This window comes from Lachnoclostridium sp. MSJ-17 (genome assembly GCF_018918205.1).
Taxonomy (GTDB): Bacteria; Bacillota; Clostridia; order Oscillospirales; family Acutalibacteraceae; genus Ruminococcoides.
This window is the reverse complement of sequence record NZ_JAHLQB010000024.1, coordinates 1-12,809: the sequence shown is the minus strand read 5'-3', so window position 1 is coordinate 12,809 and position 12,809 is coordinate 1. Positions and strand designations below refer to the sequence as shown.

Genomic DNA, 12,809 nt, shown 5'->3' with positions numbered 1-12,809 from the left:
GACCATGGAAGAACATAGGCAGCAGACGACAATACCGGAAAGGTAAATATGGACTGTTGAATAGCCAAATCGGTTATAATAAAATTAGAAAAACAAGCGGTCAATTCACATGAGAATTTATTCCGCATCAATCGGAAAACAAAGGAAATTGAAATAGTATTTGATTAGTTATTTCACCACAAATTATTGCCTTCTTGTTTTGGGAGGTCTGTCCATTGGATTACGACGATTATATTCCGATTGAAAAAGAAGATTTTGATGATACAATCGGTGACAGGTTAAGAATAATTACAATCAAAAAAGTAAACGCTGCACTTGACATTACCTGTTGAGTGCAGCGTTTTTAGCATTATTCCTGTAGGATTTAGATATATTATTATGATTAAACAATTGATCAATTACCAAGTGATTCTACGCGCTGATAAACCATTGCATTCAAAAACTCAGAGAAATTACTGCGCCAGAAGTATACGTCGTGACCGCCTATTGCATCACGATGATATACGAACCGATTTTCCGGATAACCCATATCTTTTATTCGGGCAACCATCTCATCGGTAACATCTCCGTTGTCTGCTTCTCCGTTTCCGGAATAAAAATATAGAAAGGGAGAGTAATCATCAAGGCTCTTTTTGCCAAGATATGACCGCCATACATCGTCTTTATACAGCATGAATGACGGTGAAAAAACACCTGCCGTACCGAAGATTTCAGGATGTTCCAAAGCGATATAGAAAGATTCAAGCCCTCCCAAAGACTTGCCGGCTATAGAGGTATGAATAGCGTCGGTGTGAACATTGTAATGCTGCTGTATGTAGGGAACTACGGTTTCGGCAATAAAGTCTGAGAGCAAATTGCCCTGTTTTTGAGTATCTTCCTCATAGGCAAGCTCACCGAGATCAGGAGTCATTTCATCCAAGCGACCGTAAATACCATCCGGATCGCCCATAGTATCTATCGCCACAACGATTGCCTTATAACCGGTTGCTGCTGTCATACTCTGCACCTGAATATCGGCGTGTTCGCTCTGAAGAAGCGTCTCATCGGGCAAGCCAAGATAAATCATTCCCTGACCGTCAAGCAGATAAACAGTAGCATACTTCTCGTCCGAAGACGGGTCATAGTCGTCCGGAGTCCAGAGATGAATGAACTTGTCGTAGCCATTGTAGGTGAATGCCACATCATCGTACATCTCGTTCTCGTAGACTAAAGCATCATTCAGAGTGACATAGTTAGCAATACGACTTATATACGGATCAACTGAGCCGTAAGTATAAGGCAGAAAACCATGTTCGGAGTTGTACCAACCGCTGACGCATTTATTGAAGGCAACCTTCGTGGTGCTTACTCCGTCGTAACGGAAACATACCGTATTATATACAGCAGCATCTCCCTTGCAGGAGTAGGTGAGACCGTCTTTATCTTCCTCAACCGCAGTCATTTTGACCTCTTCGGTCTGCTTGCCGTTGCTGGAGGAAAAAACGGCGGTTACATCTTCCATTTTTGAGATATTCCTGAAATACAGAGTATGATAATTTTCACTATCTGCATTCTTGCTGTCGGGGTGAGTGACGGTGCAGGCTGTCGCCGTCAAAATACAAATAACAAGGCAAAGCAATCCGGCAATCATTCTTCTTTTATTCATCGCAATTTCGGTACGATATTTATTTATTTGCTGTCCGACAAGGTTCATTTTCAACCCTCCGCTGATAATATACATTAATTGTATCAAATCAGGAATGATTTGTCTATATCACTGATAAAAATATAAACTTGCATGTTGATACAGTTGGGTTGATAAGCGGTATCTTAGTTCTTTAATGGAAATAATGTCAGCTGATTATTATCGTAACAAATACCGAGAAATATATCTTTCGCGTGCTTGTATCCCTGATTTGCCATTTCTTTTTTCAGCCATTCGACGTTAAGACCTTTCCTTTTCAGGTTTTCATCCAGAATTCTTCCGTCCATGATGATTTCAGTGCCGATATGCTCGGGCTGAGGATTTAACTTCATATCCTCGGGATTCAGCGGACGTTTCGTGCTGACCGGCAGGATAGAGAGCTTTCCGTTGTATTCAAAAACAGCGGTTTGAATGTCGTTCAGATTAAAATAACCCTCCTGACGGCACAGTAGCAGGAATTCGCTCAGCTCAAGCTTGGCTTTTTTCATATTCTCACGGTACAGCTTGCCGTTATTTAAAATAATGGTGGGGGAGCCGTTGATGAATTTTCTGGTTCGCTGCATTTTTCTTGTCGCAAAGCTCAGAGCGACGGTTACAGCGCCGAACACGAACATGGATATGGTAGGCTTCCACCATGGGTCGTCAAGCGTAGTAGCGAGCTCCGCGGCGATCGAGCCGATCGTGATGCCGGTGATATAGTCAAAAAACTCAAGCTGAGCGACCTGCTTGTGACCGATAACCTTCGCTATCAAAAAGAGCGCCGCCGCGGAAAAGAGCGATGCGAGAATAACCTTTAAAACGTCCATACTATCCCTCCGTATAAGGTATAGTATGGACATATTAGCTGCGGATTATGCTAAAAAATCACCGCTCTGTCAAGTGATCGGCAGAGCGGCAAAAACTTGTCTTGGTTATAAAATTTACAAATCAGCCGAGGCTGTTCTGGATTGCAACTGCAACCGCAACGGTAGCGCCTACCATGGGGTTGTTGCCCATTCCGAGGAAGCCCATCATCTCTACGTGAGCGGGAACGGAAGAGGAACCTGCAAACTGAGCGTCGGAGTGCATACGGCCCATAGTATCTGTCATACCATAGGAAGCGGGACCTGCAGCCATGTTATCGGGATGCAGAGTTCTGCCTGTGCCGCCGCCGGAAGCAACGGAGAAGTATTTCTTACCCTGCTCGGTGCATTCCTTCTTGTAGGTGCCTGCAACGGGATGCTGGAATCTGGTCGGGTTGGTGGAGTTACCTGTGATGGAAACATCAACGCCTTCGTTGTGCATGATAGCAACGCCTTCACGTACATCGTCGGCACCGTAGCAGCGAACATTGGAGCGCTCGCCGTCGGAGTAGGGGATTTCCTTCACGATTGTCAGCTCGCCGGTGAAGTAGTCAAACTGAGTCTGAACATAGGTGAAGCCGTTGATTCTGGAGATGATCTGAGCGGCGTCCTTGCCGAGACCGTTGAGGATAACGCGGAGAGGCTGCTGACGAACTTTGTTTGCGTTACGGACGATACCGATAGCGCCTTCCGCAGCGGCGAATGACTCGTGACCTGCGAGGAACGCAAAGCACTTGGTGTCATTGCTGAGCAGCATTGCAGCTAGGTTGCCGTGACCGAGACCAACCTTGCGGTTCTCAGCAACAGAGCCGTCGATACAGAAGCTTTGGAGACCGATACCGATGTATTTGGCAGCTTCCTCAGCGTTCTTTGCGCCTGCCTTAAGAGCGATAGCAGCGCCTACACAGTAAGCCCAGCATACGTTTTCGAAGCAGATGGGCTGAATGCCCTTAGCGATTTCATAGGGGTCGAAGCCTGCAGCCTTGCAGATTTCACGGCTCTCTTCTACAGAAGCGATTCCGTACTGAGCGAGAACGCCGTTGATTTTTTCTATTCTTCTGTCATAGTTTTCAAATAAACTCATTACTGCACACCTCCTTATTCGTGACGCGGGTCGATGTATTTCGCCGCGTTGTCAAACTGACCATAGTGGCCCTTTGCCTTCTCGAGAGCATCATTAGCGTCCATGCCGCCCTTGATGAAGTCCATCATCTTGCCAAGGCTGACAAATTCGTAGCCGATGATCTCGTTATCAGCATTCAAGGCAATGCGTGTGCAGTAGCCCTCAGTCATCTCAAGATAACGGGGACCCTTTTCCTTTGTAGCGAACATTGTGCCGACCTGGGAACGAAGACCCTTGCCGAGATCCTCAAGAGAAGCGCCGACAAGAAGGCCGCCCTCAGAGAACGCGCTCTGGGTTCTGCCGTAAACGATCTGCAGGAAGAGCTCTCTCATAGCGGTGTTGATAGCGTCGCAAACGAGGTCGGTGTTGAGAGCCTCAAGCAACGTTTTTCCGATAAGGATTTCCGATGCCATAGCGGCGGAATGGGTCATGCCCGAGCAACCGATCGTCTCGACCAGAGCTTCCTCAATGATGCCGTTTTTAACGTTGAGAGTCAGCTTGCAGGCGCCCTGCTGAGGAGCGCACCAGCCGATACCGTGAGTAAAGCCGGAGATATCCTTGATCTCTTTAGCCTGCACCCATTTGCCCTCTTCCGGAATCGGAGCGGGACCGTGATACGCGCCCTTAGCGACAGGACACATATTCGTTACTTCTGCTGTGTAATACATAAGCATTTCCTCCTTAGAATTTAATAAAAGCCGATAACATCCGTGTGAAGCGCAGATATTATCAGCTCAAAACAGCGGTTAGGATAACCGATAGGATAACGATATCCCTTGCCTTAATTATAGACGAAGTTGTTAAATAAGTCAATACCAAAAAAGCGATATTTGGTGTAGATATATAAAAAAATCCTGACGGATTTTCGCGAAAAAAGCCAAAATTCGTCAGGTTTAACGGAATTTGTTCAACTTGCGGGATTCTTTAGGAAAACAGCATCTCATCGACGATTTCCGCTGCCTGAAAAACAAGCTTTGGGCAGGGGCGTTTTTTGTAATAGCTCTCTGAACGCGCCTCGGGATCATTGCCGCCGACGGTTTTCACGCCGCTTAACAGCTCACGGCAGATTATAGAACCGTTCTCTTCTTTGAAGCGGCGGGCGAATTCCTGAATCAGATGATAATGAGTTTTTTTCGCTTCCGAATCCTTCGGGTCATCGTATCCGTGCAGGACTCCAAGCACCATGGAAGCTCCGCTGACGGCTCCGCAGACCTCGCGCATCCTGCCTAAGCCTCCTCCGAAAGAGGAGCTGAGCATTGCAGCGGTTTTTTCGTCAAGTCCAGTAATGTCTCCGAACGCGAGCAGCACCGCCTGCGCGCAGTTATATCCTTCACAAAACAGCGCTTCCGCTTTTTCTGCGTGTGTCATTTCTATCCTTCTTTCTTTTGGGGAGTCTCTACGCCGCGTTTTTCGGTATTTTAACGCAACAGATGTTTAGGGTATTACTTAGTCTCTGCTCATTAACCGCACGAAACGGTTATGAGGTTATTTTTCAGCTTCAGCAGCATTGAAATTACGTCGTACAGGAATCCCAAAAATCGGCGCAAAGAACCTCTTGCTAATTTTTCGAGGTTCAATACCAGTAGGGAAAGCGCAATGGAACAACGGGTCGTTGTATCGAGCTTCGTTCTGATGAGTCCCAAGCCGCAGCATCTCTTTGCGAGGCTGAAGCCTCGCTCGACTTCGATACGATCCGTGTTATCACTGTATGCAGTTTTGCGTTCCTCCGGCGTCGGTTCTTTTTTTGGACGCCCCAAAGCCGGACCGGATATACGGATACCCTTGCTCTTGCAGAAAGCTCTGTTGTTCCGATTGCGGTATATCTGATCGACCAGCACCCTTTCGGGATAGCGTCCGGTTCGCTTGCGGTATCTCTCTATTGCCGAGATGAGCACATCCGCTTCATTGTAAGCGTCAAAGGATAATCTCTCTAACCGTGCGAATCCGTTTTCATCAATGCTCATATCCAGCTTTGCACCGAATTCTACCGGAGCTTTTGCTTTGCCGCGCACGATGGGTCGGATATACGGCTGAGAAATACTGACGATGCGGTCTTTGACGCTGTGAACATTGTTGTCATACATGTACTTTTGCTGTTCATACAGCTCTTTGATGACCGTTAACCGCTTGGCTTGCTTTTCGGTAAGAACTACTCCGTTGGCTAATACAAACATATCGATATAGCCGAGGTCTCGACGAATATACTGAAGCTGCTGCTTGATCGCCTTGCGGATCTTTTTCTTGGTACGCTTTTTGCATTTCGCCAAATTCAGATAATCTTTTCTCGCGTTTTTGCGATACATCCTTGGCTTGTAAAAATTGTAGGTATAGCAGATATCGTCTATGATGGATTCAAGATTTTCTCTTGCCTCGTTCAGCAGATTGATGTCCTGCGGGTAAGAGATGTTCTGAGGAGCACAGGTAGCGTCAAGAATCAATGTGCCTTTGTTGTCTGCTTCGGATTTCTCATTCTCTTTGCTTTCAGCATCCTCGCCGCCATCGGAGTGACTGTTGTTATCCGAATCATCGTCTTCATTGTTTTCAGGCAGATTGAATTGGATCATCATTTCGTTGATGTCTTCAAGGATGTCATCTGTCAGACGTTTGCGAAACTCTACCAAAAGTGACGGCGCAAAAGGCGCTTCATAAGAATATCCCGGAAGTCCGATAAAGTATTGGTAGTAGGCATTCTCCTTGATTTGCTCGACAAGCTCACGGTCGGAATAATCATATTTCTTCTGGATCATCAGCGACCCGAGAGCTGTTTGTAAAGGTTTTGCCGGCATACCGGTCTCGCTCGGAAACAGCGCGGCATATTTTATCTCGATGTCGTACCACGATATACTCGCAGCCTTCTTTACCCAGCGGTTCTCAGGATCCATCTGCATCCCTGCGGGCTGATTGAAATCTGTAAAACTCATTTGTTGATTTCTATGGAACTTATACATACTGTCCTCTAACTTAAGTGCAAGCTTTTTTATTGCTCTTGATTATTTTCTTGCACTTATTATAGCACATTTCGATGAAAAATGCACTGTTTATCGAGAATTTTACTGATTGCTTGTTTTGAAGGCAGTGACTACTTAATATTTGTTAGGACTCAGAACTTGCCATTCGTTTCATTCGAACCTTGCATCCTAACAACGCCGGGGAATAGCAATGCAGTTTAAGCAAAACATATAATATTTTTGCTGTTAAAGGTAACCCTTTAGGATTAATCAGCTCGATGACTTTTGTTCTGTTAAAGTTTCTTCTAATGTTTTTTGCGGCTGTAGTGATATCCGGATGATGCTTCAGCTCATGAACGAGTGCGTAAGCGAGATAATTTATAAACAAATCGTTCATTTGCTCGTCGACGCACGTGTACAATCCGTGTATATGCTTTTTCAGATAGACTATGACCCTCTTGTAGGCATCCACTCTGTAAGTGTCGTATCGCGCCAGATTAGATGATGTGTTGGTTCTATTGTAGAAATACAGCAAATCATCACACACCGATATACTGTCAGCATATAGAAAGCATTCAAATACAAATGCGGCGTCCTCACAGCGAGTGATTTTTTCATCGCGGCAGTAATGCCGGGACAACAGTTCCCTTTTATAGACCTTATTCCATGAGGCAGTATAGATGCATTCCTTACCCAAATGAATACGGGTCCTGTTTCCTGACATAAGTACAGGATATACTTCGTTTTCAAGACGTTTCTTGTCATAAAATCCGTCGGGAACGTTCTTTTTGATTTTTACGGTATAATCTCCGAAATCCCTGACTGAACCGAATACGACAATATCGGGCCTGACCGGCGACGAGAAAATCTTGTTCGCCACTGTGGAAAGCCAGTCTTTTGTGACGTAATCGTCGGCATCAACATAACAGATATAGTCGCCGGTCGCCGCTTGAATCCCTGTAAATCTTGCCCGAACCAGTTTTTCGTTTTGTTTGTGAATCACGCGAACCCGAGAATCCGCTTTTTCGTATGCGTCGCAAATTTCGGGACACTTATCCGGTGAGCCGTCATCGACAAGAATCAGCTCAAAATCTGTAAACGTCTGACCGAGAATGCTGTCTACGCATTTATTCAGGTATTTTTCCGCTTTGTATATCGGAACAATGACAGAAAACAGCATTATAATCAACCATCCTCATATTATGTTTTTTTTCCACTTTTTTTCTTCAGTATAGATTTAAACGATGATAAAATAGTTTTGAATTCTTTTGTAGAGTGAAAAATCAAAACAATAAGCGCACCGGAAATTACTACGCTGATAACGCCCTTGAGTATGAACTGAACCGGCAGAGGTCCGCCGATAAAGCTGCATACAAAATATGATACAGCCCAGCACACTGCGATCGCAAGCGTGTATCCGCCGAGACGGATAAAGTATATCCAGAGCTTTTTTTCGAAATAGTCTCTGTATAAAGCCCACGGCTCCATCCAGATCGGAACCGTCAGCATACTTAATGTTGTGCCGATAAAGATACCGATTTCACCAAAAATGGTAATCGCAGCAATGGAGTACACCACATTGACGCCCGCTTCAATAAATCCCATATATCGCGCCTGCCGAAACAGGCCGAGAGAATTGCGGAATACATTGGTAATGGTACGTATTCCTTTTAGATAGAGATTTACGCACAAGACCAATGTAATATCGATAGGGAAGACATATTCCTGACCGAAGCTCATATCGATAAACGGTCCGATGACTACAAATAAAGCGATTGAGACGATTCCGAACATGATACATGTCAGCATCAGCGATACGTTGAATACATCTTCGACTTTTTCTCTCTCAGTTGTTACTCCTAGATTACCGACGCTGCCCGTGATTCCGTTTACGATTTTTTCCACCAATACCCTGACAGAAGTGATAATAAGGCTATAGTTAGCATACCTCGCCATTGATAACAGTCCGAAATAGCCGGAAAGAAGGAGCGTATCCGTAAACAGCTGCAGATGTACACCTGATTTTCTGATCAGTATAGCCCAAATGTTTTTTCGCAGCAGTTTCTTTTCATCTTCATCCAAAGAAACGCTGACGCGTTCCTTCAAGTACGGATAGCGCTTAGTCGTATGAGCCGCGGATAAAAGATTTTTTGGAATGATTAAAACAAAAAATACAATACTGAATAACAGAAAGCTTTTTGTTGTCAGGAGAACAACGATCTGAATAACATATTGCAGGATCAATTGTCCGGCTTCATAAAGATCATTGAGGTAATTCTGTTGATCCGCCAGAAGAAGTATCTGCTTATGAGATTGGAAATAACCGAAAATCATATTTCCGGCAAACAACCAGTAAATCAGCCCGATATCGGGAATTGACGCCGCTTCTGCGGAAAATACGGGAAGAAGAAAGAATAATACGACTGATATCAGCAAAACGATAATGCCGAGCATCAGATGAACGCGGCGAAAAGCTTGAATCAGAGCCTGCTGATTTATCCTGTCATTTTCGGCGACAGGCGCGTAGAGCATAAAAGCAAGCGCGGTATCTATTCCCAGAGAACTGAGAGAAAAAATGACCAAAATATTGTTGAATAGTCCGTAGGCGCCTGTGCATTCAACGCCCAAAACGCGGATAAATACCACTCTGGAAGCGTAAGCGAAAAGCAAAACCAATATTTTGCAAATCAATGCAACCATAGAATTACGCATGGAGTATTCCGTTCTGGATTTATGTTTCATTTGTTTCCTGACGCTCCTCAATCAAAAAGTGATTCATTTCTGTTTTTCAAAGGAAGAGGACTCCGGCATTATCGACTCAAGCGCGTTTGATAAAGCAGATTTAACGGCTTCATAATCTATTTCCTCGTCGGTATCGTTCAGACAAATCATTTTGCGCTTTTGGTTCCGGATTATTTTTTCGGCTTTCTCCAAATCATTTCCAATAGTAATATAGCAGAATTTTTTGAGAAGATCAGTGGGAACGAAATTACCTGACATCATTTGCCATTCACGAAAAATATACTGACTTACATCATCGCAGCTTCTGAATTTATGTTTGCTGACCTCATCCAATACTTCATACTCTTCCGACCAGACTGTCTTGATAGTGTCCTTTATGATCGGAGAAGGGCCATGAATAATATAGAATCCTGAAAAAAACGGGAAAGCTGTTTCAAAGAGATTGTATCCGCAGTGCTTCAGGTTGCCGGGATAAAAAAACTTATTCTTGAATTGCTTCATCTGCGTTCGCTTCTTAAAATGTCTGCTTATCAGCAGAGAATTATTAACATGTATATGGGCTATAGTCGGATTCATCGGATTAACAATAATAGGCTGAAGTGCAAGCATATCAACCGGTTTCCCATCGATAAAAAAATCACGGGGGTTTGTATTATTTATCAGGAACACATCATCATTAAAGTAAACAAACCTCTCAGAAATCCCCTTTATGCGGTGGAGGTTCAGTTCCAAAGGATGAGAACTAAACGTCGGCAGATATTCCTCAGGCAAATAGTCGGAGTGTTTAACTATATTGAGCTTTGGATGAGATGTATCGAGCCAGTCAGGCAGATGTCCCCATGTGACAAAATGTATTTTTCTTACCCAAGGCGCGAATAATTCCACACCGCGGAACCAATATTTCAATAAACCGAAATCGCGATATCTTTGCGGACGGTCGTCGTCTGTATGTTGTTGTGCGTATTCTTTCTTCTGCTTTTGCCACTCGGTATCCGATCCGTCAACCCATAGGATGACGAAATCGATTTCTTCCTGCGGTGTTTTTTTGTCGTTTTCTTTCTGCATAATCATCCTCCCGGTTTCCGGTACGATTATTAAAACTGGAATCAGTTCTTTTCAAATGATGAAGGCTCCGGCATAATTGACGCAAAGGCATTATCCAGTATCTCTTTGTTGGCTTCAAAATCGATCTCCTGATCGGGGTCGTTAAGACAAATCATCTTGCGCTTTTGTTTCCGAATGACATTTAATACCTCTTCCATGTTTTGTCCTATTTCAAAGTAGCGAAACTTGCGGTGAAGATTGGCAGGGACAAACTCTCCCGTTTGTTTTTGCCATTCCCGGAAAATATACTGACTGACATCGTCACGGCTTCTGAATTTATGTCTGCTGACCTCATCCAGCAGTTCGTTTTCTTCCGACCATATCGTTTCATAGGTGCTTTTCAAGAGGGGAGAAGGACTATGTACGGTGTAAAACGCTGTATAACGCGGAAAGACCATTTCAAGAATATTATACCCGAGATGCATCAGTGGGTAGCCGGGATAAAAGAATTTGCTCTTGAACCGCTTCATTTGTGTCCTCTTATCAAAATGCCTGGCAATCAGAAGGGAATTATTCATATGGATATAGGACATGACCGCGAAAACAGGGTTGGCTACATCGGGTTGGAGCGCAAGCATATCCACCGGTTTTCCGCATATGAAGAAGTCCTCAGGCTTTACGTGATTAATCAGGTACAAATCATCATTGAAATAAACAAACTGTTCGGAGATACCCTTGATTCGGTGAAGATTCAGCTCCAGAGGGTTACAGTTGAATGTCGGCAGGTATTCCGCAGGCATATAGTCGGAGTGATTAACAATATTAAGTTTTGGATGAGATGTGTCAAGCCAGTCGGGCAGATGTCCCCATGTAACAAAATGAATCTTTCTGACCCATGGCGCGTATTTTTCCACACCGCGAAACCAATATCGCAAGAAGCCGAAATCGCGGTATCGCTGAGGTCGGGCGTCATCCTTTGGATCGTGAGAATACTCATTTTTTTGTTTTATCCAATCCGGATCCGAACCGTCGACCCACAAAATAACGAAGTCGATATCTTTTTGCGGTATTTTGTTTTTTTTACTCATTTGCAAAACCATCCTCTCATCAGCTCAGGTATTTTTCCGTCTTGTAAACAATAATAAGAGTAATGTAAATCTGTGGTCTAATTATTCTTCAGAGGAGTTTTTGTCTTTTTCAAAAGAACAAGGCTCAGGCAGTATAGATGCAAGCGCATCGCACAAGGTATTATTTACAAAGTCGAAATCAATATTGTCGTCAGTGTCATTCAGACAAATCATTTTGCGCTTTTGCTTGCGGATGACCTTATCAGCCTTTGATAGATCTCTTCCTACATTCAGATAAACAAATTTGCGATGAAGATTTGCGGGGACAAATTCTCCTGTCTGTTTTTGCCATTCTCTGAAAACATACTGATTTACACCGTCGCGGTTTCTGAATTTATGTTTGCAGACCTCGTCCAAAAAATCGCCTTCTTCTTTCCAAATCTTTTCGCAGGTGCTTTTCAAAAGAGGGGAGGGTGAATGTACCGTATAGAAGCCCGTATAAAGCGGAAAGACCGTTTCAAGTATATTATATCCGAGATACATTATCGGGTAGCCGGGATAAAAGAACTTGCTTTTGAGCCGCTTCATCTGGGTACGCTTATCAAAGTGCCTGCAGATCATAAGGGAAATATTGATATACGATTGAGACATGAGCGGATATTCAGGATTGGCAACGACAGGTTGGAGCGCCAGCATATCTACCGGCTTTCCTCCTTTGAAAAAATCCTCAGGCTTTATGTGGTTAATCACCAGCATATCGTCATTGAAAAAAACAAACTGCTCGGAAAGACCTTCTATACGGAACAGGTTAAGTTCCAAAGGACGGGAACTGAATGTAGGCAGGTATTTCTCCGGCATATAGTCTTTGTGGTTTACGATATGAAGCTTAGGATTAGTGGTGTCAAGCCAATCAGGCAAATGTCCCCAAGTGACAAAATGAATTTTTCTGACCCAGGGGGCGAATTTTTCAATACCGCGAAACCAATAACGCAGGAAACCGTAATCGCGGTATCTTTGGGGACGGTTGTCGTCCTTGGAATCAGGTGAATACTCTCTCTTCTGTTTTTGCCACTCGGGGTCTGAACCGTCGACCCACATAATGACAAAATCAAAAGCATCCTGAGGCATATTGTCAGTTTTCATTTCTTATTTGTCCACCCTCTCATCCTGGCTACGATCAATGCTATCGTCGAACGAACCATATATTTTGCCGGCTTCCAGATTCCGGAGTGCATGCTTTCTCCGCTCTTGCGCAAATGCATTATTGCGGGAACCTGTAGTACATTGTAGCCCAGCAGCTTCATTTCAAGGATCATATTCGCGTCAGGGTATTTTGCGTCGAAATTGTCAAAGCCTGCA

General features: G+C 44.2%; 11 protein-coding genes and 1 pseudogene. All 12 read right to left on the bottom strand.

What is annotated here, in order from left to right:
* Nucleotides 1–394 precede the first annotated feature (394 nt).
* On the bottom strand, nucleotides 395–1,645 hold the full coding sequence (locus tag KQI64_RS01625) for an alpha/beta hydrolase (protein ID WP_216523032.1): 1,251 nt from the start codon (nucleotides 1,643–1,645) through the stop codon (nucleotides 395–397).
* Nucleotides 1,646–1,809: 164 nt separating this feature from the next.
* Nucleotides 1,810–2,490, bottom strand: coding sequence for a DUF421 domain-containing protein (locus KQI64_RS01620; protein ID WP_216523031.1), 681 nt, complete (start codon nucleotides 2,488–2,490; stop codon nucleotides 1,810–1,812).
* A gap of 121 nt (nucleotides 2,491–2,611) precedes the next feature.
* A complete protein-coding gene (locus KQI64_RS01615; protein WP_216523030.1) occupies nucleotides 2,612–3,610 on the bottom strand; it encodes a GGGtGRT protein in 999 nt (332 codons plus the stop codon).
* A 14-nt stretch (nucleotides 3,611–3,624) separates the two neighbouring features.
* A complete protein-coding gene (locus tag KQI64_RS01610) occupies nucleotides 3,625–4,317 on the bottom strand; it encodes an iron-sulfur cluster assembly scaffold protein (RefSeq protein ID WP_092967880.1) in 693 nt (230 codons plus the stop codon).
* 256 nt (nucleotides 4,318–4,573) lie between these two features.
* On the bottom strand, nucleotides 4,574–5,017 hold the full coding sequence (locus KQI64_RS01605; RefSeq protein WP_216523029.1) for a C-GCAxxG-C-C family protein: 444 nt from the start codon (nucleotides 5,015–5,017) through the stop codon (nucleotides 4,574–4,576).
* Between the two features lie 92 nt (nucleotides 5,018–5,109).
* A complete protein-coding gene (locus KQI64_RS01600) occupies nucleotides 5,110–6,597 on the bottom strand; it encodes an IS5 family transposase (RefSeq protein ID WP_216523028.1) in 1,488 nt (495 codons plus the stop codon).
* Nucleotides 6,598–6,742: 145 nt separating this feature from the next.
* A complete protein-coding gene (locus KQI64_RS01595) occupies nucleotides 6,743–7,777 on the bottom strand; it encodes a glycosyltransferase family 2 protein (protein WP_216523027.1) in 1,035 nt (344 codons plus the stop codon).
* 20 nt (nucleotides 7,778–7,797) lie between these two features.
* The gene (locus tag KQI64_RS01590) at nucleotides 7,798–9,339 is read right to left on the bottom strand and encodes a lipopolysaccharide biosynthesis protein (protein WP_216523026.1); all 1,542 of its coding nucleotides are present in this window, start codon (nucleotides 9,337–9,339) and stop codon (nucleotides 7,798–7,800) included.
* Nucleotides 9,340–9,372: 33 nt separating this feature from the next.
* Nucleotides 9,373–10,404, bottom strand: coding sequence for a Stealth CR1 domain-containing protein (locus KQI64_RS01585; RefSeq protein ID WP_216523025.1), 1,032 nt, complete (start codon nucleotides 10,402–10,404; stop codon nucleotides 9,373–9,375).
* Nucleotides 10,405–10,445: 41 nt separating this feature from the next.
* Entirely contained in the window at nucleotides 10,446–11,483 is a 1,038-nt protein-coding gene (locus tag KQI64_RS01580; RefSeq protein WP_216523024.1) for a Stealth CR1 domain-containing protein, read from the bottom strand.
* Nucleotides 11,484–11,552: 69 nt separating this feature from the next.
* Entirely contained in the window at nucleotides 11,553–12,593 is a 1,041-nt protein-coding gene (locus KQI64_RS01575) for a Stealth CR1 domain-containing protein (protein WP_216523023.1), read from the bottom strand.
* Nucleotides 12,590–12,809: pseudogene (locus tag KQI64_RS01570) on the bottom strand (glycosyltransferase family 2 protein); the annotation flags it as partial. The pseudogene KQI64_RS01570 and the gene KQI64_RS01575, both read right to left, overlap by 4 nt.